At 51.8% G+C, this 20,691-nt stretch carries 24 protein-coding genes, 3 tRNA genes and 1 pseudogene; 18 read left to right on the forward strand and 10 right to left on the reverse strand.

From position 1 onward, the window contains the following. Window positions 1-1,211: 1,211 nt before the first annotated feature. Window positions 1,212-1,949, forward strand: a complete 738-nt coding sequence (locus Q4526_RS10955; RefSeq protein WP_215977126.1) for a hypothetical protein — start codon at window positions 1,212-1,214, stop codon at window positions 1,947-1,949. Between the two features lie 62 nt (window positions 1,950-2,011). Further along, the gene (locus Q4526_RS10960) at window positions 2,012-2,554 is read left to right on the forward strand and encodes a hypothetical protein (protein WP_215977127.1); all 543 of its coding nucleotides are present in this window, start codon (window positions 2,012-2,014) and stop codon (window positions 2,552-2,554) included. Here the strand turns inward: Q4526_RS10960 and Q4526_RS10965 are convergent. Then, window positions 2,544-2,726 (reverse strand): annotated as a pseudogene (locus tag Q4526_RS10965) (hypothetical protein); the annotation flags it as partial. The gene Q4526_RS10960 and the pseudogene Q4526_RS10965 sit on opposite strands and share 11 nt — an antisense overlap. 505 nt (window positions 2,727-3,231) lie before the next feature. Beyond that, the gene (locus Q4526_RS10970) at window positions 3,232-4,035 is read right to left on the reverse strand and encodes a DUF2306 domain-containing protein (RefSeq protein ID WP_215977128.1); all 804 of its coding nucleotides are present in this window, start codon (window positions 4,033-4,035) and stop codon (window positions 3,232-3,234) included. 365 nt (window positions 4,036-4,400) lie between these two features. Between Q4526_RS10970 and Q4526_RS10975 the strand changes: the two genes are divergently transcribed. Further along, the gene (locus Q4526_RS10975) at window positions 4,401-5,333 is read left to right on the forward strand and encodes an alpha/beta hydrolase (RefSeq protein ID WP_215977129.1); all 933 of its coding nucleotides are present in this window, start codon (window positions 4,401-4,403) and stop codon (window positions 5,331-5,333) included. 164 nt (window positions 5,334-5,497) lie between these two features. Here the strand turns inward: Q4526_RS10975 and Q4526_RS10980 are convergent, their stop codons facing one another. Further along, window positions 5,498-6,076, reverse strand: a complete 579-nt coding sequence (locus tag Q4526_RS10980; protein ID WP_215977130.1) for a porin family protein — start codon at window positions 6,074-6,076, stop codon at window positions 5,498-5,500. A gap of 312 nt (window positions 6,077-6,388) precedes the next feature. Here Q4526_RS10980 and Q4526_RS10985 point away from each other — a divergent pair, with 312 nt between their 5' ends. Together Q4526_RS10985 and Q4526_RS10990 are read left to right on the forward strand one after the other, a co-directional pair. After that, on the forward strand, window positions 6,389-6,805 hold the full coding sequence (locus Q4526_RS10985; protein WP_215977131.1) for a GFA family protein: 417 nt from the start codon (window positions 6,389-6,391) through the stop codon (window positions 6,803-6,805). Window positions 6,806-6,962: 157 nt separating this feature from the next. Then, complete coding sequence (locus tag Q4526_RS10990) at window positions 6,963-7,718, forward strand: VIT1/CCC1 transporter family protein (RefSeq protein ID WP_215977132.1); 756 nt, start codon at window positions 6,963-6,965, stop codon at window positions 7,716-7,718. Here Q4526_RS10990 and Q4526_RS10995 read toward each other — a convergent pair. After that, window positions 7,701-8,240, reverse strand: coding sequence for a glycine cleavage system protein R (locus Q4526_RS10995; RefSeq protein WP_215977133.1), 540 nt, complete (start codon window positions 8,238-8,240; stop codon window positions 7,701-7,703). The two genes, Q4526_RS10990 and Q4526_RS10995, sit on opposite strands and share 18 nt — an antisense overlap. Window positions 8,241-8,329: 89 nt before the next feature. On the opposite strand from Q4526_RS10995, the gene Q4526_RS11000 reads away from it, so the two are divergent. The 3 genes from Q4526_RS11000 to rlmM are packed head-to-tail and all read left to right on the forward strand — an operon-like array spanning window position 8,330 to window position 10,231. Then, window positions 8,330-8,560: a YheU family protein gene (locus Q4526_RS11000; RefSeq protein WP_215977134.1), complete on the forward strand. Its 231-nt coding sequence runs from the start codon at window positions 8,330-8,332 to the stop codon at window positions 8,558-8,560. Beyond that, window positions 8,553-9,179: an alpha/beta family hydrolase gene (locus tag Q4526_RS11005; RefSeq protein WP_303609632.1), complete on the forward strand. Its 627-nt coding sequence runs from the start codon at window positions 8,553-8,555 to the stop codon at window positions 9,177-9,179. Before Q4526_RS11000 ends, Q4526_RS11005 begins: the two co-directional genes overlap by 8 nt. Next, a complete protein-coding gene (gene rlmM, locus Q4526_RS11010; RefSeq protein ID WP_215977136.1) occupies window positions 9,176-10,231 on the forward strand; it encodes a 23S rRNA (cytidine(2498)-2'-O)-methyltransferase RlmM in 1,056 nt (351 codons plus the stop codon). The genes Q4526_RS11005 and rlmM overlap by 4 nt, the downstream gene beginning before the upstream one ends. Window positions 10,232-10,236: 5 nt before the next feature. Here rlmM and Q4526_RS11015 read toward each other — a convergent pair whose 3' ends face one another. Next, window positions 10,237-10,518 carry an antibiotic biosynthesis monooxygenase gene (locus tag Q4526_RS11015; protein WP_215977137.1) on the reverse strand — a complete coding sequence of 94 codons (282 nt, stop codon included), beginning with the start codon at window positions 10,516-10,518 and terminating at the stop codon, window positions 10,237-10,239. Window positions 10,519-10,656: 138 nt separating this feature from the next. Then, the gene (locus tag Q4526_RS11020) at window positions 10,657-11,037 is read right to left on the reverse strand and encodes a hypothetical protein (RefSeq protein ID WP_215977138.1); all 381 of its coding nucleotides are present in this window, start codon (window positions 11,035-11,037) and stop codon (window positions 10,657-10,659) included. A 205-nt stretch (window positions 11,038-11,242) separates the two neighbouring features. Between Q4526_RS11020 and tusA the strand changes: the two genes are divergently transcribed. Continuing rightward, window positions 11,243-11,479: a sulfurtransferase TusA gene (tusA, locus tag Q4526_RS11025; RefSeq protein WP_215977139.1), complete on the forward strand. Its 237-nt coding sequence runs from the start codon at window positions 11,243-11,245 to the stop codon at window positions 11,477-11,479. Window positions 11,480-11,493: 14 nt separating this feature from the next. On the opposite strand, the gene Q4526_RS11030 is transcribed toward tusA, so the two are convergent. Further along, window positions 11,494-12,195 (reverse strand): hypothetical protein, encoded by a 702-nt coding sequence (locus tag Q4526_RS11030; RefSeq protein ID WP_215977140.1) that lies wholly within the window; start codon window positions 12,193-12,195, stop codon window positions 11,494-11,496. A 225-nt stretch (window positions 12,196-12,420) separates the two neighbouring features. Between Q4526_RS11030 and Q4526_RS11035 the strand changes: the two genes are divergently transcribed. The 5 genes from Q4526_RS11035 to Q4526_RS11055 are packed head-to-tail and all read left to right on the forward strand — an operon-like array spanning window position 12,421 to window position 17,102. After that, window positions 12,421-12,987 (forward strand): elongation factor P hydroxylase, encoded by a 567-nt coding sequence (locus tag Q4526_RS11035; protein WP_303609633.1) that lies wholly within the window; start codon window positions 12,421-12,423, stop codon window positions 12,985-12,987. 2 nt (window positions 12,988-12,989) lie between these two features. Then, the gene (locus Q4526_RS11040; protein WP_303609636.1) at window positions 12,990-13,904 is read left to right on the forward strand and encodes a 5'-3' exonuclease H3TH domain-containing protein; all 915 of its coding nucleotides are present in this window, start codon (window positions 12,990-12,992) and stop codon (window positions 13,902-13,904) included. Between the two features lie 18 nt (window positions 13,905-13,922). After that, window positions 13,923-15,050: a 4-phosphoerythronate dehydrogenase gene (locus Q4526_RS11045; protein ID WP_215977142.1), complete on the forward strand. Its 1,128-nt coding sequence runs from the start codon at window positions 13,923-13,925 to the stop codon at window positions 15,048-15,050. Window positions 15,051-15,076: 26 nt separating this feature from the next. Beyond that, a complete protein-coding gene (locus Q4526_RS11050) occupies window positions 15,077-16,186 on the forward strand; it encodes an ATP-NAD kinase family protein (protein ID WP_303609634.1) in 1,110 nt (369 codons plus the stop codon). Continuing rightward, a complete protein-coding gene (locus Q4526_RS11055; RefSeq protein WP_215977144.1) occupies window positions 16,173-17,102 on the forward strand; it encodes a class I SAM-dependent methyltransferase in 930 nt (309 codons plus the stop codon). Before Q4526_RS11050 ends, Q4526_RS11055 begins: the two co-directional genes overlap by 14 nt. Before the next feature lie 22 nt (window positions 17,103-17,124). Here the strand turns inward: Q4526_RS11055 and Q4526_RS11060 are convergent, their stop codons facing one another. Next, window positions 17,125-17,589, reverse strand: coding sequence for a hypothetical protein (locus tag Q4526_RS11060; protein ID WP_215977145.1), 465 nt, complete (start codon window positions 17,587-17,589; stop codon window positions 17,125-17,127). Between the two features lie 8 nt (window positions 17,590-17,597). Beyond that, on the reverse strand, window positions 17,598-18,812 hold the full coding sequence (locus Q4526_RS11065) for a pyridoxal phosphate-dependent aminotransferase (RefSeq protein ID WP_215977146.1): 1,215 nt from the start codon (window positions 18,810-18,812) through the stop codon (window positions 17,598-17,600). Window positions 18,813-18,933: 121 nt separating this feature from the next. Here Q4526_RS11065 and msrB point away from each other — a divergent pair, with 121 nt between their 5' ends. Further along, entirely contained in the window at window positions 18,934-19,335 is a 402-nt protein-coding gene (gene msrB / locus Q4526_RS11070) for a peptide-methionine (R)-S-oxide reductase MsrB (RefSeq protein WP_215977147.1), read from the forward strand. Here the strand turns inward: msrB and Q4526_RS11075 are convergent. Then, window positions 19,332-20,087, reverse strand: coding sequence for a hypothetical protein (locus Q4526_RS11075; protein ID WP_215977148.1), 756 nt, complete (start codon window positions 20,085-20,087; stop codon window positions 19,332-19,334). The two genes, msrB and Q4526_RS11075, sit on opposite strands and share 4 nt — an antisense overlap. A gap of 302 nt (window positions 20,088-20,389) precedes the next feature. Between Q4526_RS11075 and Q4526_RS11080 the strand changes: the two genes are divergently transcribed. The 3 genes from Q4526_RS11080 (at window position 20,390) to Q4526_RS11090 (ending at window position 20,670) form a co-directional block, all read left to right on the forward strand. Further along, window positions 20,390-20,465 (forward strand) — tRNA-Glu (locus tag Q4526_RS11080). 1 nt (window position 20,466) lies between these two features. After that, window positions 20,467-20,542: transfer RNA gene (locus tag Q4526_RS11085), tRNA-Gly, on the forward strand. Between the two features lie 52 nt (window positions 20,543-20,594). Further along, window positions 20,595-20,670 (forward strand) — tRNA-Glu (locus Q4526_RS11090). Window positions 20,671-20,691: the final 21 nt, after the last annotated feature.

Raw genomic sequence — 20,691 nt, forward strand, 5'->3', positions numbered from 1 at the left:
AGTAACCAAAAGGCGCGCCCCGGCAACTGGCCCTGCGGGTTACCTCATTCCGGTTGATTTTAGCGGGCCTTATCGACAGGCCTTCCATGGCCTGACGATACTTGCGCAAACGTCCTGTTTGCTTACCCACTAAAATCAACCTCCACTCGGCTCAGTGGCATGGGGGGGGAGTGGGGACTTCGTAGCGAGTTTTGTTTTTGCGTCAGACATCAGACCTCGGACATCAGACATTCATTTTGGCTCTGTCGCCGGACGGGCGATTCATTCCTTCCCCTTATGATTGTGCTGAGTGTAAGTCAATGCTAGTGGTTGAGCGCACAGGACGTGTGCGAAAGGCATAAGCGCGCATGGAAGCGCGATTTAGGCCGACCGCTAGTATTGGCGGTAGCGAAGGTAGCCCGCAGGGCCCAATCTTCGGGCGCGTTTTGACGTGAATGGATTCACTAATGTCGTGGGCGCATGGATGCGCTGGAGCGACCTTGATTCCTTCTTGTCGCGTTACAAGAAGGAATTCGCCTGCCCGGCGACAGAGGGCATCTAAGTTAAATGTTTCGACCTGTTAAAGGAATTAATTTTTCTGTAAATCAGTATCAGCCGCTCCTACGCATGTGCCGGATTTCGCCCGGCAGGCGAGGTACTTCTTTGGTGAGCAAAGAAGTACCCAAGAAACTCACCCCGCACATCACAGCCCTTCGGGTTCCCGAATTCAAACCAATTTTGAGGGTCGGAAAAGATCGCTTCCCAGCGCTTTTCCTTAATTGCACTTCCGTGTGCAATTAACCCACAAAATTAGCTCGAATTCGGCTGGATGAGATGGGGAATGGAAACTTCGTAGCGAGTTTTGTTTTTGCGTCAGGTGTCAGACATCAGACATAGATACTATGCCAAATTCATTGGTGTACATGAGACGACTTACTTTCTGACCCTCGATTTCTAACCATATTTTTGATATTTCTCTTCTTTTTCATGGGTTTAAGAGTCTAAGTTCACGAGACTTAATAAACATGATACATTGCCGATTGCTGTTCAAGTTGGCTTCTTTACCTTTCTGTAAAAATGCGCCAATTTAAAGGAAATAATATAAAATACAGTGAGCTGTAGCGCATATCTAAAAGCATTCTGGGTGTGATACATTGCCAGGCGCATTTTTCAACTCGCACATTATTAAGCTGTTAGAGAGCTCTTGAAGCTTTTTTAGATGGATTGAATAGATGGAAGATGTTGTAGACGCCATAAACTCTCGATTAAGGTCGCCATATTTTGGATATGCTATTTTGGCATTCTTGGCTTTTAATTGGCGCGGAATCTTTTTGCTTTTAACATCAAGTGCAGCTCCTATCGAGAGGCTGGAATTGTTCGACTCTGAGACAAGCTATTGGACCTTAGCTGTATTACCCTTGGTTGTTGGAGCACTTGTGGCGGCGTCAACTCAATGGTTAAAGTATTTATTCCTTCTCATAGCAAGGAAGCCATTGGAGCTAATCGAAAATTCAAATTTGGAGGCTGAGCACAAAAAATTTATTCGTCAAGCCGAGCTTGAAAAAGTGCGTTCGGATTTAGCCTCAAAGCGCGAAAGCGAACTAATAGAAAGAGCTAAAAGAGATGAATCGATAGCTGAATTGTCTGATGAGTCAAAAAAGAGAGAGCTTGAAACAGAAATAGGAAAAATACGAAAAGAAAGAGATGTGAAGTTGTCAGATGGAGCTAGGGAAATACTCACAGCCGCAGCGTCTGAAGAGCAAGGCAGAATTTTAGTTTTAAAAACTCTGGCGGGTGAGAATATGCAGGCTGGAAAGAAAGCTTTCGGAGGTAAATCAAAGAAAGAATATGCTGCATATGAGGCGGCACTCAGGGAGCTTGTTGCGGCAGGATATGTTAAGCCTGTCGGTCATAAAGGCGAAATTTATGAACTAACCCATGAAGGCTGGCAACTTGCGGGTGCTCTCTAACAAGTCACGGAAGGCGGACGCTTGAGACGCGCCGCTTCGTTTGAGCGTTATATGGAAAAATAGTGAAAAAGATTTATTTATCGCTTCTAGTTTTTTTGGTTTCAGGTGCTTGTTTTGCAAATGAGCTAGTTATTTCTTACGGGCCATCTGCCACTATTGAGGCTGATACAGATGACAGTGAGGTTAATGGAGAGCCATATTCGTATTTGAATTTGGACTCTGGGAGAGTAACGGGCGTACGCTGGATCAATCGCTCCAAATCGTATTACATCGATCTTACTCTGCTTGACCCCAAAAAGGATATTCCTGGTGAGTATGGGAGCGGTTATAAGTCGCTATCGGCTGGGATTCGTTTATTTCAAGATTACGTTATTGGCGAAAACTTAAGTGCGTACTTGGGTTGCTCTACTGGAGTTGGTGCTACTGAATTCGGCATTGAAGCAAATAAAGTTAGATCTATGGCGGAGGCGTCTTTCAAGGGCGGTTTGATTTTTAATGACAAGTTTACTGTCGGCCCTGAAGTAAAGTTTCAGTTTGTTGGAAGACCTGGTGAAACTGTAGCCCGTGTTTTTCTGTTCAATCTCAATGCGGGAATCAGGTTCTGACGTATAACAAACAGCAGCAGAGCGACCCCATTTTCGATCTGACCCCATTTTCGCATAATATTGTCATCATTTTTCGCATGCAGGCTGTTAGCGAAACTTTTTTATGTTTACCATTAGCGACTAGCCGATTGTAAAACTCTTTCATTGGGAGTTTCGGGGAATTCCAAGTCCCCGGAATTCCCCGAGCGTTAGGTGCACAGAGTGAAGCCTCCGACACTAGTAACAACATCATGTGTATTGTTCGCTCTGACGATACTAGCAGCAGACATTGTCTGGTTTCTTTCTACCTATGAGGAGTTTTCGGTGGTAGTGTCGTTGCCGGTACGCTTAGCTTTTCATATTGCTTGGCTGGTAGTCGCCGGGTGGCTGGTTTACCTAGCGTGGATTGGAAATTCGTGGGTGAGATATTTAGTCTGCGCCAACGCTTTAGTTACTCCGTATTTTTTTGTAGACACCATGCCATTGCTGTATGCGGTTCTTCTGTCATCTTTGCCGGTAGCGGCAATTATTTTAAATTGGTTGCCAGTATCGTCAAGTTACTACCGAAGTCACAGTAACAATGGATCAAGTAGCACCTAACCAGCAGTTGTAGTAAGTTCCGTCATTCGGTATTCACCGGGCGGCCCGCCGCTGAACAATGGCGTTAGCGGTTATTGCGCCGCCCTTGATTATCTCTATTAAAAAACCCTGGGTATCCATATGCCCATGGTTGCCCCAAAAATGCCTAGGGCCATTAATAACGTAGTGATGATAAGGCTTACTGAAAAAAGGTAACGTGCCAGTGGCTTTGTGTTTTTTACGCGAAAATACGCCTCTAAAATGAGCAAGGGAAGTATGTAAACACTGACCGCTAACACGGTAAGAAACGGGCCGGAAAAGGTTTTCGGGTCAAAACCTACTGGTTTTTGGAAAATAACTAACCAGCACATTAAGCCTACGCGAACCAGCCATACACCGCTAACCGCCCAAAATAAACGGAGTGCCCAGCGTCTATGCTGTATAAAGTTTTTCGCTATGGCGTAACGGATGGTGAGTGCCGCGGCGCAAATAATGATGAGGGCGTTAATGGTTATTGCCAAATACTGAGTGTAGTCACCGACCAGTTTGCGTCCGGAAAGTATTAAGTAGAGGCCGCTGGTGGCCATAATGAAGGCGGTAATTATATATACGCGGCCACTTATTCTATGAAATCTTGGCGCGTGAGATCTTAGGTAGGGTACTAGCTGCAAGCTGCCTAGCGCGCTAATGATCGCGGCCAATACTAAATGCGCGCCCAGTATGACATTGCCGGTAAGGTTATTCTTTTCATAACCATGGGGCAGCACTTGGTTCCAATCCGTAAAGTCGCCCCTTAAACCGGAAATAACGTATAACCCCACTATATAAAGCACAAACAACCATTGCCCTGCCGCGACTACAAGCCAGCTGAATACCGCAGATCCAGTGTACAGCTTCGCTGATAAATCCTTCTTACTGTCCATATTTAATAATCCTTAACTTGTACTGTTTGACCCCAGCTGACGGGTAATTATGGTGATATATACAACTATAACAGCATATTGGTGGTAATCAAATCTTTCTTCGGGGGCTTACAAGGTGGGGTAGGTGGCGGAGTCGATGCTATTTAGGGCTCGGACTGCTTTTGAGTTTTATTCGGGGCGGCTATGATGGCGCATACCAAGTACGGCAAGTGCTGGCGTTAGGGGCTATTTCCCGCTTTGATTTTTGAGCGAAAGTGGGTATCTGGCTCTAGGTTATCCGCTGTTGCATGCGCTGAATGGGTTTCACGCATGCGGCAACAAACGACTGATGCTTGCGTATAAATGGATGGGTTAAGTGAGGCTATATGCACGAAGAGGCGGTTAGGATTCAGTCGGGCGACATTGAGTTGTCCGGTACGCTTTGCCTTCCCGGTAAGGCGGGGAGGTTTCCTGCTGTGCTTATGGTCCACGGTAGTGGGGCCCTGGATCGCAATGAGAATACCAGGGGGCAGAGTCTCAATACCTTTAATGCAATTGCCCACGCGCTGGCCGATGCCGGTGTTGCCAGTTTTCGCTACGACAAGCGCGGGTGTGGCAGTAGTTCGGGTAGTTTTATACACGCCGGCCACAGGGATTTGGTGCAGGATGCCACAGAGTGTTTGCATGCGCTGGCTGGGTTTTCGAACGTCTCGGCGGATGAGCTTTATATTCTCGGGCACAGTGAGGGTTGTATTATTGCCCCGCAAGTGGTCCGCCAGCGTCCGTTCGTTGCCGGGCTTATTTTGTTGTGCCCGTTTTTGGAGGATATGGCGTCCATACTCAAGCGGCAGGCTGCACAGCTTGAGCGAGAGCTGGCATCGCTGCGCGGCATTGCCGGGTTGTTCTACAAACTGTTATTTGCTGTTACCGGTAGTCCCAGTGCCTCGCAGCGCCGGTTGATACAAAAAGTACAGCAAACCCAAGACCCTGTGGTTCGCAGTGGTTTGGCTCGCTTTCCCGCCAAGTGGTTGCGCGAGCTTTTGGTGTTGGATGCTAAGGCTGTGTTTTCCGGTACCACCACGCCGATGATCCTCGTCGGCGCTGAGAAAGACTTGCAATGTAACCCCGGTGATATAAATAAAATCGCGGCGATTACTCAGGGCCCTTCAGTGACCCTACTGGTAAAAAACATGACTCATATACTGCGGTTGGACCAGAGCCCGGCCAGTATTCTCGGCTCGGCACGCTTAATCGGCCAGCCGGTAGCGCGGGAGGTAACGGACAGCATTATTCAGTGGGTGCAAGCGCAGTCCGGGTAGAATTTTATGATCGCTTTACCTGGCAATAAACCTCAGGTTTGCCCACTCTAAGGTTACCGTCTCAGTTTAGTTCGCATTGTGGTTGATTGCTGCCCGGCCTGGAACCAAAAACGCCGCCACTTTGGCAAAATGGCGGCGTTTTTACGGGTGGGTTTTATAAGCGGTTAAAAGGCTACCCGTGCGCCTAGGGCAATGGATTCGCCGTCGCTGGACAGGCCGGTATCCAAGGTGGCGGACACAACGGGGGTTATCCAGTAATTGGCACCGAGGTTGAGTTGGGTGGTGTCACTGTAAACCGTGTGGTGGGCGAGTTCGGCTTTGCCTTCGAGCTTTTGTAAGATCCAACCGCGTGCACCTACGGCGGCCACTAAGCCGGTGTCACTGCTGCCGTAGTCGGGGTCGGTGCGCTCTACGCTCAGGGTGCCGTAAAGGTCCCAGCCGGGGTGCAGGGGCGTGTGATAACCGGCACCGGCGCGCAGGGTGGTGGAGCCGCAACCGTTGTCGCCACTGACGTCGGTTACACTGCCCGTGGCAAACCAGTTGCTGTCAATGGCGTAGTTGCCGTAGGCGCTTAGCCCGTCTTGGTTGCAATCGTAGTCGTCTAAATTTTGCTCGATGTATCTGAGCCCGGCGTGGTTGTAGTTCACCGCCGTTGTACTGTTAGATTGTGCGAAAACCGAGCTGGCGCTAATGGCGGAGATAAGGCCGAGTGACAATCCCAGTGCGTTATAGGGTTTAAGCATGAATAAGCTCCTTCGTTGTGTATTATTAAGTTGCTCACTTTATTGCAAAAGCTGATCCAGCCGCGGTAAATGACGCGGAACTTGTGAGCTTGGTCACGTTGCTGCCTGACAGCTGAGCGAATTGAGTGTTTTGTCGGCAGAGCGGGGCTTTGAGACTTGTAGTTTTTACTCGCTATTTTGGTGAAGTCTACAAAAGGCGATGTCTAATGGGTTAACCGCTGGCGCTTGATTTGATGTCTTGTGGTTTAATGCCATAAGTGTGAGTTGGATGCGGCATCGGGATTTTTTATTTTGAGTGAGCAGGAGCATAGCGTGAATAATACTCAGTACCCTATCGAAGGTTCTTGCCAGTGTGGCCAGGTTCGCTATCAGTTATTGGCCGCTCCCAAAGTGGTGGTGGCTTGCCATTGCAAAGAGTGCCAAAAACTTTCGACCAGTGCCTTTAGCATTACTGCCATGGTCAATGCCGATGACCTTGTGTTTCACGGTGAAATGAAAGATTGGCGTCGTGTGGCCGACAGCGGTAAAACCAGCGCCGCTAAGTTTTGCCCGCAATGTGGCAACCGGTTGTATCACTACGATCCGCAAGAGCCGAATAATATTAAACTCAAACCCAGTAATTTATCGGACACCAGTATTATTCAACCCACTATGCATGTTTGGGTCAGTGAAAAGCAGAACTGGTATGTCATCCCCGATGGAGTGAAGGTGTTTAGTCAACAGCCGTAAGCTTTGCTGTTTAAGTGGGGCTGAGTTTATTCAGGTGACGCCATTTCTGGTTGCCAGGTATGGCCAAAATCATAGCCCTGTTGTCAGCGATTAAGCCGCAAACATCAGAAACTCGCTATACTCGTTAAAGTCCTTATTTTTGAAAGAGCTGTGAATTATGGCCAATGCATCCACGCGGGCAGATTTAGTCCGCCGCCACTTGCCGGAAAATATTGCCCTTCGATTATCGCAGGGGCCAACAGCAAATTATCTGCGCGATTTTGTTTACGGTGCAATCGATGGCTTGGTGACCACGTTTGCTATTGTGGCTGGTGTGGCCGGGGCGGGGTTGTCATCGACGGTGGTGATTATTTTAGGGTTGGCAAATTTACTGGCCGATGGGTTTAGCATGGGCGCCAGTAACTATTTGGGGGTGCGGGCCGATAATCAGCTGAAGTCTAAGACGCGTCACCAGGAGTTTGAAGAAATTCGTCTGTATCCAGAAGGGGAGGCAGAGGAAGTTCGCCAGATATTCGCTGCCAAAGGGTTTGCCGGTACTCAGCTGGAGGATATTGTCAGTACTATTACCAGTGATCGCACCTTGTGGGTGGACACCATGCTGCAAGATGAACACGGTTTGTCGTTACAAAATCAGGACCCGTTGCGTTCTGGAGTCGCGACCTTTGTCGCCTTTGTTGTGCTGGGGTCACTGCCTTTGCTGCCGTTTTTTATCGGCGCATTTTGGCAGGGTGCTCTTAGCCAGCCGTATTGGTGGAGCAGTGCGCTAACCGGCTTAGGGTTTGTGGTGGTCGGTGCCGCCAAAGGGGGCATAGTCAAAGCCCCTGTGCTCGGGTCTGCTCTGGAGACATTGGCCGTAGGCGGCGGTGCCGCCGCACTGGCTTTTATCGTAGGCCGCTTACTCGGCGGACTCTGATTCGGGTAAGTCTTCCAGTCGAATATCCACCGCCAGTTCATCGGCAATGGCATCGAGTTGGTCGTACAGCTCATCCATATTGACGCCCTTGGGCAGGTGAATAACGCCGGTGGCCTCAAACATCGGCTCGCCCGACCAGGGCATGCTGGAGGTGTCGGTCTCCAGCTCATCCACACTGATGCCGCGACTGGCAAAGGCCTGGGAAACCTCGTAGACAATTCCGCTGCGATCTGGCCCTACCACACTAAAGGCTAAAGCCTTAGGTTTGTCCTCGCCTGGGCTGCTGGCTTTTTCAGCCACAACCCGCAAACCTTGACCGGAGAGGGCGGTTAGCGCGGTTAATAGCGATTCGCAATGTTCCTCGGGCACCGCAACCTGTAGAATACCGGCAAATTGCCCGGCCAGGTGCGACATACGGCTTTCCAGCCAGTTGCCTTGGTTGTCGTGAATGGTTTTGGCGAGCTGTTGCACAACGCCCGGGCGGTCAGCACTGATGACGGTAAGTACGAGAATCTGATTCACGGGTTTTCCTATTATTTTCAGGTTGAGCGGTGGCTTCTGATGCGATCAGGCGCCACCCGATTCTTCCCCTAACGATAACACAGACTCGAATGATTATTCCCTATCAGCAAATACCCGAAGAGACTCTTACAGCGTTACTGGAAGAGTTTGTCACCCGCGAGGGTACGGATTATGGCGAGGTAGAAACGAGCCTGGCCGATAAAGTGGCAGGCCTTCGCCGTCAGCTTAAACATGGCGATATAGCCATTGTGTTCGACCCGGCTATGGAGACGACCTCGCTGGTGCCAGCACGGGATCTGCAAGGGTTTGAAGGTGCCTGATTTTCTGATTGACCGGGCTGTAGCGCCGCGCGCTGTTTTGGTGTTGGCCCACGGTGCAGGAGCGCCGATGGACAGCGATTTTATGCAGCAAGTGGCAGAGGGTTTTTGCCGCGCCGGTATTACGGTGTACCGCTTTGAGTTTCCCTATATGCGCGAGCGCCGTTTGCACGGTACGAAGCGCCCGCCCAACCGCCAACCGGAATTGATCAGCGCCTGGCAGCAAGCACTGATCGAGGTGACGGCGGCGGAAACCTTGCCGGTATTTATCGGGGGTAAGTCGATGGGTGGACGCATGGCGTGTATATTGGCAGGTGTGGAGGCGGTCAGCGCTGTTGTGTGTTTTGGCTATCCGTTTCACCCGCCGGGCAAGCCGGATAAAACGCGCCTGGCGCCACTGCAACAGAGCCGATGCCCAGTCTTTATCGCTCAGGGCAGCCGCGACAAACTCGGCAGCGCCGAGGATATCGCCGATTATCAGTTGGGCAATCAGGTGACCCTGCATTGGCTGGAGGATGGCGATCACGATCTTAAGCCGCGGGTGCGCTCTGGCTTCACCCACGATCAACATATTCAAGGTGCCTTGCGTGCCGCCACAGGTTTTATTGATACTTACTTATGAATCATTTATATCTCCACTGTCGTCCGGGCTTTGAAAAAGAGTGCGCCGCTGAAATTACCGAGTTGGCCACCGCAGCCGAAATCTTTGGATACAGTAAAACCAAAGAGGGGCAGGCGCTGGTGACCTATGTCACTCACGAGCAGGACGGCGCGTTACAGTTATTGAATAAGTTGTCGTTTAAGCGTTTGATTTTTGTTCGCCAGTGGTTTGCCGGGCCGGCGCCGGTGAATAACATGGACCCCACCGATCGTTTGTCGCCACTGTTGCAAGCGCTCAAAGATTTGCCGCGCCCCGCCGAGTGGTGGACAGAAACCTGCGACACCAACGATGGTAAAGCTCTGTCTGGTTTGGCTAAAAAGTTTTCAGGGCCCTTCGAGCGAGCGCTGCAAAAAAACCGCTTGTTGGACAAAAAAAGCCCCTGGCGTTTGCATCTGTTGTTTTTAGCCGGTACGACGGCTTTGTTGGGCGTTGCCCCACTTAATAACAGTGCCGCCTGGTCAATGGGCATTGCCCGCCTGCGACAGCCTTCGGCCGCGCCCAGCCGTGCCACCTTAAAACTGGAAGAGGCGTGGCACCATTTCATTCCCGCTGAGCAGTGGGAGGAGCGCTTAGCGGGCAGTATGCGCGGAGTAGATTTAGGTGCGGCCCCCGGCGGTTGGACCTGGCAGCTGGTTAAACGGGGGATGTTTGTCGAGGCGGTGGATAATGGCCCGATGGCGCAATCGCTAATGGATTCGGGTCAGGTTACCCATCATGCGGTGGACGGTTTTGTGTTCGAACCCAAGCGCTCGGTTCATTGGTTGGTGTGTGATATTGCCGATAAGCCGGCGCGAGTGGCGAATATGATCGGTCACTGGGCCGAGAACCTGTGGTTTGAAGAGGCGGTGTTTAATCTTAAGTTGCCTATGAAACAGCGCTACGCCGAGGTGAAAAAGCTGGAGCAGCGCCTGTGGGAGCGATTAAAATCATTGCCCTGCAAAGCAGAGCTTTCTTTTAAACAGCTTTACCATGATCGCGAAGAGGTGACCGGCCACATTCGCTTATACCGTTAGGCCGGTTATTTTTTTAGCAGCGTTATCTTTTCAAAATCAGCCAGCGTTGGACTGAGCTGGTTTAACGTCTCGTGGCGGGCGTCGCTGTAGTACCACTGTTTCCAATCGTGCAAAGAGCGCCACTTAGATAATAAATAACGATGGTTGGTACGCTGAAGATCCTCCAGCGTTTCGCCGTTGATAAAGCCGGGCGCCCGGGTTGCTGCTTCTAATGCTTGTTGTGCAACCACATCGTAGGTGCTTTCCATACCCTCGGCAATGTGTCTTTCGACCAGTACATAAATCATGGCAAACCTTAAACACTGGTATTAATTGTAAAATGTTGTTGTGGCGATTGATGCATTATCAAAACGCTCTTTATTATTGTAACGCATATTGAGCCTTTGCGAATGCTCTTTTGTCCTCGGCTAATAGCAGTAGGCGCCTTAACCGTCAGAGGTTTGTAAAACCAACCACTCGCCAAGCTCAATCCATTGCTGCAAAATATTGTGCAAGCCATGGAGGGATTCGCTCTTGTCATTGGGGGCGGCCAGCCACACATTACCTATATCGGTGAGCGCCGAGATGATCTTGCCGATTGTAACCGCCCCCAAACTGTTTAATAAGCTGGCGGCGGCAATGGACCCTTGCGGCGAGTTTGGTTCGCTGGCGTTCACAGCCTTCAGGCTATTTAATAAATCGCCTAAATGAGCCGATAAGTGGGGTTGGTGCTCACGCAGCAGTACTTGCGTAAGGTGCAGGGTCTGGCTGCGAAAGTGCGGTGATGGCGGTGGTACATCAACGATTGAGTGATACAGCTGCGGCATGAATGCATACTCCGGCACGGCTGTGCGTGCGCTTCATTAAACCGAGAACCCAAGGCCGTCGCGGTGCCACTGACTTGTCAAATAAAACAGTTGCTGCACGGTGGCGGGAAAGGAAAGGCTGGCACCTAGTGACTGGACTCTTTACACTTTAAGTTTAGGCAAAGAAAGCTTAGCGTGCCGAACCATTTATAGATGATATAACGCTATGAATCAGCAAATTGATAATGTTTTAGACACTTGTGGGCTGATGTGCCCGGAACCGGTGATGATGTTGCACCAAGCGGTGCGATCTATGTCGCAAGGGGACGTTATTCAGGTGTTGGCGACCGACCCATCAACGACGCGGGATATTCCCAAGTTTTGTCTATTTTTGGGGCACGAGTTGATGGCGCAAGATGAAACGGATGGTGTCATGACCTACACCATCCGTTTAGAGAGCTAGCCGACAGAGTTTGTTTACTGGCCTTCTTCTACCAGCATAGAGATAGCAGCCAGTGCCTCGGGGTCTTCCGCTTTAATTTTGTTGGCGATTTGGTGCTGGAAAAAATAGCGGAAATCATCGTGCTTTTGCGCCGCGTAAAGGCATTTATCGCCAGGTAATACCGGGGTATTAATGACCTTGTCGGCATCGGTGAGCATGCCGTAGATATTGCCGTCAAACTGCAGGCGCCAGCTGACCACCTCAACCAGTGTCAGTTGGTGAGTGCCCGCATTGGCCAATACGGCGTGAGTGCCGATGGTGTCGGGTAGTTCTTGCACAACATCGTCTTCGTTTTCGCACTCGAGCTCGTAGTACTCGGCTGAGGTTTCCAGCTCGATGACTTTGTGCATAGGGGCGTCAAAAAAGACCTCGTCGATACCGGCATCATAGTAACCTTCCCACTGGCCGTTGAGTGGGTCACATACTTCCGTGCACGACACAATATCGTTGAGCCAGGGTACTAATCCCACCACTTCGCCGTTGGCGCGTAGGCCCCAAGCAACGACTTTCAGGCTAAACAATTTCTCTGGGTTACTTTCGTTAGAGTAAAGCATTTCCAGCCCATCCAGCTCGGGTGCGAGTCGAATAAAGCGCTGATCGTGTAGCTCACTGAATGATTTGCCTGTGAAAAAGTCCACGACATTCTCACTGTTGTGGCTTTGCTCTGGGGTCTTCATAATACACCTCCCAAGTGAGGCCGATGACGGCACTGACAGTGCTGTCGGGGTTTTTTCGATGATATCGAGATAACCGAAAAAGTGCGCCGCAATTACTCGGCTATCACTATATAAGGTATATGCTTATTGTATTAAGCACAATACTTACTCCTAAAAAATTACGTTCTATTACCTTTGTGCTGTCTGTATAGTTGGCGCGCAAATAAGTTAGCGGGTCAGAGAGAATTGAATACTGCCATTAATGCCGCCCCCCATACCAGTGAACAATTGGTGACGCTGTTTAATCGCTGTTTTGAATCCACCGAAAACACCCGTTTGTTGGGCGGAGCAACCGAGCCTGAGTACCTGCCGGCTACCAGTGAGCGAGGTGCACAAATTCACTTTACTCAAAACTACTTTGCCAGCGCCCTACATGAAATTGCCCACTGGTGTGTAGCGGGTGTCGCGCGGCGCGAGCTCCCCGATTACGGCTATTGGTATGCCCCCGATGGTCGCACCCCCGCGCAGCAGGCTGAGTTTGAGCGGGTAGAGGTACAGCCGCAGGCCTTGGAATGGCTGTTTTCGGTGGCAGCGAACTGGCGCTTTCGAGCCAGCGCTGACAATCTCGCTATGGGGCTGGGGCCTTCGGAGCACTTCAAAGACGCGATTTACCAGCGAGCGGTGTCTTTGACGGTCGATACGGTTAACCCGAGGGTTTATCAATTTAGCCGGGCGCTGTTGGCTCGGTTTCAGCCCGGGCAGAGTACGGCATGGCTATTTGCCCCTGAGCGTTTTGCGCGGGAGAGTTTGTGAGCATGGCGCCGGCCGCTGCACCGGCACCTGTTTGTCTTATCGACGCGTCAATCTATATTTTCCGCTACTACTTTGCCATGCCCGCCCATTGGTTTAGTGAGCCCGAGGGCCACTCCACCGAGGCCGTTTACGGTTTTGCCGGTTTTCTCGTCCAGTTGTTAACCGAGCATTCGCCCAGCGCCGTGGCGGCGTGTTTTGATGAGAGTTTAGGCAGCGGCTTTCGCCACCGCTTGTCGCCAGATTATAAAAGTTCGCGGGTGTTGCCCGACGAGGCACTGGCTTTTCAGTTAAAGGCCTGCGTCCAGGTGGCGCAGCTGTTAGGGATAACCACCTTTGCCAGTGATGAGTATGAAGCCGATGACCTGCTGGCCAGCTTGTATCGTACTTGCAGCGGCGAGGCTGCGCCGGTCGCGATCTTGTCACGGGATAAAGACTTGGCTCAGGTGCTCAAACGAGATCGCGACTACTTGTGGGATTTTAGTGCCGAGAAGCGTTATTTTCGCCCCGATATTACCGTTAAGTTTGGCGTACAATGTGACCAGTTGGTGGATTATCAAGCCCTGGTGGGCGATGCCATAGACGATATACCCGGCGTGCCCGGCGTGGGCGCTAAAACCGCGGCGGCCCTGTTAAGTCAGGGGTACAGTCTGGATGAATTATTGGATAGTCCCGAGCGCATCGCCCAGTTGCCCATTCGCGGCGCTAAGTCTCTTGCACAAAAACTTCCCGATTTGCGCGCGCAAATTGCTCTGTCGCGCCAGTTGGCGCGGTTGGTGAGCGATGTGGAGTTAATTCAATCCAGTAGTCAAATTCGTAGAAAAGAGGTCAATTGCGACCAATTAACCGATTTTTGTCAGAAAATGGGCTGGTCAGCTGGTATGATTCGCCGTCTTATTTCGCCCTTTACCCCACGCTGAGGATACCGTCCCACTGCCATGAAAATCGTTGTCGATGAGAATATTCCCCTCGCGGGCGCCTTTTTTGAGTCCGCTGCTGAGTTGATTAGCTTGCCCGGACGGGCGTTAACCGCTGCCGATGTCAAAGACGCCGATGCCCTGCTAGTGCGCTCGGTCACTCGGGTGGATGAGGCGTTGCTGCAAGGCTCCAAAGTAAAATTCGTTGGCACCTGTACCATCGGTATGGACCATTTAGATCAGGCTTACCTACAGCGAGCGGGTATTGCCTACACCAATGCTCCGGGCTGTAATGCCAATTCGGTAGTGGAGTATGTCTACGCCGCGCTTAGCCACTTAAATGTTGACTGGCACCAGCGCTCGGTCGGGATTATTGGTTGTGGCAATGTGGGGGGTGCCCTGTACCGAGCGCTTAGTTCGCAGGGCGTTGAGTGCCGCTGCTATGACCCATTTCTTACCCGCGAGCAAAACCCGGACTTAACCGATTTAGAGGAGGTGTTGCAGTGCGATATCGTTAGCATGCACACCCCCTTGACCACCACCGGCCAGCACCCGAGCCGCCATATGCTGGACTACACCCAATTGCGTAAGCTGCGCGACGATGTGGTGTTGCTCAATTGCGGCCGCGGCGCGGTGATCGATAACCGCGCGCTGCTGAAATTAATGCAAGAGCGCGACAATCATATTCAGGTGGTGTTGGATGTATGGGAGGGAGAGCCCGAAATCAGCGTCGATCTGCTCAATCGTGTACAACTTGGCTCGCCCCATATAGCCGGCTACAGTTTCGATGGCAAGCTCAAGGGCACTGCGATGATTTATCAGGCTTTTTGTCGCCACTTTGGCTTGACCGAGAAGGTGCACCTGGCCGATGTGTTGCCTGTGACGCTCAATAACCGTCTCGCTATGCCAGAGGGGGATGCTTGGCAGGTGATTGGCCAACTGATTGAAAAGGTGTACGCCATTGAAGCCGACGATCGAGCCTTGCGAGAGATGGTGGCCGATGGTACCGAGCCGGTGGCGACGGGCTTTGATCGTTTGCGCAAACAGTATCCGGTGCGCCGCGAGTTTAGCAACTATCGGGTTGCTGCCAGCGGCAATCCGGATATAGATGCGCCGCTGGCGGCGCTTGGTTTTAATCTGGAGTCCTAGCCACTGTGTTAAAACTGGGGATTATTGTGAATCCGTACGCAGGGCTGGGCGGAAGTGTTGCTCTTAAGGGCAGCGACGGCTCCCATACGCGCGATCAGGCCATGCGGCTGGGAGCCCAGCCCCGAGCTCTGGATCGTATGCATCGCGCCTTAGCGCCCCTGCAGGGGGCTGCTGTCGAGCTCTATGGCTACGCCGGTGATATGGGGCAGGCAGCGGTGAGCGAGTTAACTCTGCCATTTCATGTCATAGGCGCGGCGGCCACAAATCCGAGTGGCGATGCCGACACTCGCCAACTGGCCGTTGCGTTACAAGCGCAGGGGGTGGATTTAATTGTCTTTGCCGGTGGCGACGGCACGGCTCGGATTGTGGCCGATGCAATTGGCACCCGTGTGCCGGTGATGGGTGTGCCCGCCGGAGTCAAAATTCACTCCGGGGTATACGCTATAACACCTGAGGCGGCCAGCCGCGTACTGCTGAACCTAGCGCAGGGGCATTGGGCTCCCTTAGTGGATGCCGAAGTGCGCGATATTGATGAGGCGGCCTTTCGCCAGGGGCGGGTGCGTGCCCGCCATTACGCTGATATGCGGGTGCCGCTGGAGGATGATGCGATTCAGCAAGTGAAAAACGCCGGAGCCGCAGTGGACGAGCTGGCCCAGCTGGATGTGGCGGCTGAGGTGGTAGAGCGTATGGATGACGATACACTGTATTTGCTCGGCCCGGGTTCCACCACGCGCGCGGTGATGAGCGAGCTGGGTCTGGAGGCCACGCTTCTGGGGGTGGATATTGTTCACAGTGGCCAATGTATTGTGGCCGATGCCACCGAGCGCGACATTCTCAACGCTATGGCCTCGCACTTAGGGCCCACGGTTATGATAGTCACCGCGATTGGTGGCCAAGGGCATATTTTAGGCCGGGGCAATCAGCAGTTCTCACCTCAGATCGTACGCCAAGTTGCCCGTCAGAATTTGTGGGTTATCGCCACGACAGAAAAATTGAAAACATTGGCAGGGCGGCCTTTGTGGGTGGATACCAACGACCCACAATTGGACATGCAGCTGGTGGGGCTGATGCCGGTTATTTGTGGCTATCATCAGGAAGTCTTGTACCCGGTTGGAGGTGAACATGTTGCTGGATAAACCGCGCCTGCAGGCTCTGCTGGATGCGGCCGCCGTCAGTGCCGCTCAAGGGCTGGACAGCCGTCGCCTGTTTCACGGCCGCGGCCAGTGCTACCCAGGGCGTGAGCATATTGTGGTGGATTTTTTTCAGCCGGTTTGTGTGATTATATTTTTTGCCGAGCCCGCTAATGAGGAGTTGCAACAACTGCTCAATGAGCTGACTCCCCTTATGCCCACCCCTGTGGATACTATTGTGGTGCAGCGCCGTTACCTTGAAGGCAGTCCGAGCGAAGTGCTGCGGGGGCAGATTCCCGATGTTTGGTGCGCCCAACGCGGCGAGCTGCGCTTTAGTTTGTCCCTCGACCGCCAGCAAAACCTCGGCTACTTTCTCGATATGGAACCCGGTCGGGTGTGGCTGGAGTCGATTTGCGCGGGCAAAAAAGTGCTCAATTTATTTGCCTATACCTGTGCGTTTTCGGTGGTGGCGGTTGCCGCCAAAGCGGAGCAAGTGGTGAATGTGGATATGAGCAAAGCGGCTTTAGCGCGCGGCAGGTACAACCACCAAATCAATGACTTGGATAAACGCAACAGCGGCTTTTTGCCTGAGCAAATATTAAAATCCTGGAGTCGGGTTAAAAAGCCGGGCCCTTATGACATTGTGATTCTCGACCCGCCCAGCTTCCAAAAGGGCAGTTTTGTCGCCAGCCGCGATTACGCAAAATTGATTAAGCGCTTGCCTGAATTGATGCCCGCGGGGGGCGAGGTGTTGGCCTGTCTCAATGCACCTGAGTTGCCAGAGAATTTTTTGAGCGACTTATTCGCTCAATATTGCCCCGGGGCCAAGTTAATCGAGCGTTTGCCGGCCAGTAAAGATTTTCCCGATCGCCACCCGGACCGTCAACTGAAACTGACCCACTGGCGAGTGGAGGCGGCTTAACTCACCCTCTGGCAGTAGGTTGCTAGCGGGTGAGTAGGATTTGCATGATGGTGTCAATCGCGCTGGATGACTTCCCCTTGAGCGCTGCGCGCATTAAATCGATGGCGGGGGCAAAGTCACCGACTATGTCACCGGTGGCAGCCACAGGCTCTAGTTGCCCATTGATGTGAGTAGCATGGCTCGACAGCTGAGAGCGGCAGCTGATTAATCCACTGAGCAACGTAAATCCTTTGTGGGTCAGTGTGGCTTGGTCCACGGCCTCTTGCCGAATAGTATCGTCGTAGCGGATGTAATCTTCGTCAGCCAGCCAAAGCAGGGTGGCTAGGCACGCCATATGGCGCGGGCTATGTAGGCCGAACTCATCGGGGGAGTCCGGCCCGGCAATATCCTCAATAAAGACAGTTATTTTACGCGGGAAGTTGGAGTACAGCAGATTCAATGCGCGAGCGGCGTCTTTATGAAAGTCGCTGATGTGAATGTCGCCCATAAAATCCTCTATTGCGTGTAGCGTTCCAAAAAGTGGCCCAGCCGATCAATGGCACGGGTAAGCTCGTCTTCGCGGGGCAAAAAGACAATGCGCATGTGATCGCGATTGGGCCAGTTAAAGGCGGTGCCCTGTACCAGCAGAATTTTTTCCTGAATCAGGAAGTCCAGTACCATTTGCTGGTCATCCATAATTTTGTGGCGGTTTAAATCAATTTTAGGGAACAGATACATTGCCCCTTTGGGTTTAACGCAGCTGACGCCGGGTAGCTCGGCCAGTGCTGCCATTGCCGCATCGCGCTGATCGCGCAAGCGCCCACCAGGCATAATCAGTTCATTGACGCTCTGATAGCCACCGAGTGCGGTTTGCACAGCGTACATGGCCGGTACATTGGCGCACAGGCGCATTGAGGCGAGCATCTCAATACCCTGCACATATTCTTTGGCTTTGTGCTTGGCGCCACTGATCACCATCCAGCCCGAGCGAAAGCCTGCTAGCCGGTAGGATTTTGATAACCCGTTAAAGCTGATGCACAAGGTGTCGTGCACTAATCGCCCCAGCGGCACAAACTCGGCGTCGTCGTAGAGGATTTTGCTGTAGATTTCATCGGCAAAAATAATCAGGCCTTTTTCTTCGGCCAACCGCACCAACTGTTCCAGCACTTCTTGGCTGTAAACCGCCCCGGTGGGGTTGTTGGGATTGATCAGTACTATGCCGCGAGTTTTATCGGTGATCTTTTGTTTAATGTCTTCAATGTCGGGAAACCAGTCCGATTGCTCGTCGCACAGGTAATGTACGGCTTTGCCCCCAGCCAAATTCACCGCAGCGGTCCATAGCGGGTAATCGGGGGCAGGGATTAGCATTTCGTCGTTATTGTTGAGTAAAGCCTGCATGGACATGACGATTAATTCACTGACGCCGTTGCCGAGGAAAATATCGTCAATTTCGACGTCGGGCACACGCAAACGCTGGCACTCTTGCATAATGGCTTTGCGCGCTGCAAATAAACCGCGCGAGGCGACATAGCCCTCGGCGTTAGGCAGGTTGTAAATCACATCCTGAATAATTTCATCCGGGGCGGAAAATCCGAAAGTGGCTGGGTTGCCGATATTAAGCTTTAGAATTCGGTGCCCTTCTTCCTCGAGCCGGTAGGCGTGCTCGAGTACCGGGCCGCGTATGTCGTAGCAAACCCCGTTTAGCTTTTCGGATTTTTTAATCGTTTCCATTTACAGTAAACTGCCTTTAAGTCGAATCTGTCTGTTGGGTTTAATACCTAGAGTGCTATGGTTAAACCACACAAGTAGTCAATCATCCGGTTTGCTGGCCCAATGTGTCAAGGAGTTGTTGATGTCGCAAAACAAAAAATTCAGTGATGCTTATTTTCGCGATCGTTTAACCCCCGATCAATACACAGTTTGTCGGGAAAAAGGCACAGAAAGGCCGTTTTCTGGCCAGTACTGGGATGTTTTTCGCGACGGCACTTATCACTGTCGAGGCTGTGGTGAGCCACTGTTTAAATCGGACGCAAAGTTTGATGCCGGCTGTGGTTGGCCCAGTTTTTTTGCCCCTGCAACCGATGGGGTGATACGCGAAGAATTTGATGCAAGTCACGGTATGCGTCGCACCGAGGTTTTATGTGAACGCTGCGGTTGTCACTTAGGGCATGTCTTTGCCGATGGCCCAGAGCCTACAGGTATGCGCTACTGTATTAACTCAGCTTCGATTGAGCTGGATGAAAAAAGCGATTAATCGTAAATTTGTTTTTTCTTCCAGCTGTCGTCGTCCTCCAGCTTGCCCCAGGATTTTTCCACCTCTTCTGGCGCAGACTTTTTAGTAGGGTTCTGCGCGGTGTATTCTTGTTCGTATTTTTCGATAATAGCGCTTAGCTGGGCAATCTGTTTTTGGTAGCCCTGCTTGGCGTTTTCTTTGAGCAAGAGCTTGCGGGCCAGCGTGTAGTGATGAATGGTCAAGCGCAGCTTGCCCTCGGTCTGGGCTTTTTTGGCCTGCTGAATGTACGTGTCGACGGACGATTGCAGCAGCAGACGCCGCAAGTGCAGCATTAAATTTTTGGCGCTGGCTTGGGTTAAACTGCCAGATTGGGCTTGGTTGGTGATGTACTGACCAAGTTCGCGCAGTAGGGCGTTCGCAGATTCGGTTTTCTCTGTGGGAATTTTCACTTTACCGCCTTGGACGGGCAGTGTTTCTAGCTGTTTGCTGTAAACCTGAAATTCGTCACTATGGCCATCGTTCGGGGCCAACTTGGCCAGTTGTTCGCAGGTGTTGAGTAGCACCCGATAGACGTATTGAGCTAATTCGGTGGGTAGGTAACCGGGGGGGAGCTCGGCGACAATTATTTTAAAAAGCTGCTGGCGTTGCTTCAGGGCTTTTAAAATACGCGCCTGCTGTTTTTTCTTTTTAGCGATATGCTGGGTAATGAACACATAGCACACCAAGGCTGTCGCCAAAATGATGAGTGCGGCAATGGCCAGTACAGATGTCATAAACGCCTCTGTGTAAACCCTCAGGCATGGACCGGAAGGGGGGAGATAAACTCATTAGTTCTCAACAGATTATAGCATTTTGGCCTATAAAGCAGCATTGTTCGGGCTGATGGTGAAATATTAGCCTGCCGACTTTCTAAATTGACGACTTTCAGAGCAGATTGGTGAAACCTTATTCAGTTTGCTTGCTGTAATTGCTGCCCGCTGTAAGTTGTTGTTTCGCCCCATAAAAAAAACACACAACAAAGTGTTGACAGGTGCCCAAGGCGTGCTTAGAATGCGCCCCTCTTTTGAGAGACACGGTCCCCTTCGTCTAGAGGCCTAGGACACCGCCCTTTCACGGCGGTAACAGGGGTTCGACTCCCCTAGGGGACGCCAAGCGGAAATAGCTCAGTTGGTAGAGCACAACCTTGCCAAGGTTGGGGTCGGGAGTTCGAGCCTCCTTTTCCGCTCCATTTCCCCCTTTTTTATGGGGAAGGATTGTGTCAATTTAAAGAGAAGTCCTGTGTCCCCTTCGTCTAGAGGCCTAGGACACCGCCCTTTCACGGCGGTAACAGGGGTTCGACTCCCCTAGGGGACGCCATGCGGAAATAGCTCAGTTGGT

This window comes from Gilvimarinus sp. 2_MG-2023 (genome assembly GCF_030547685.1).
Taxonomy (GTDB): domain Bacteria; phylum Pseudomonadota; class Gammaproteobacteria; order Pseudomonadales; family Cellvibrionaceae; genus Gilvimarinus.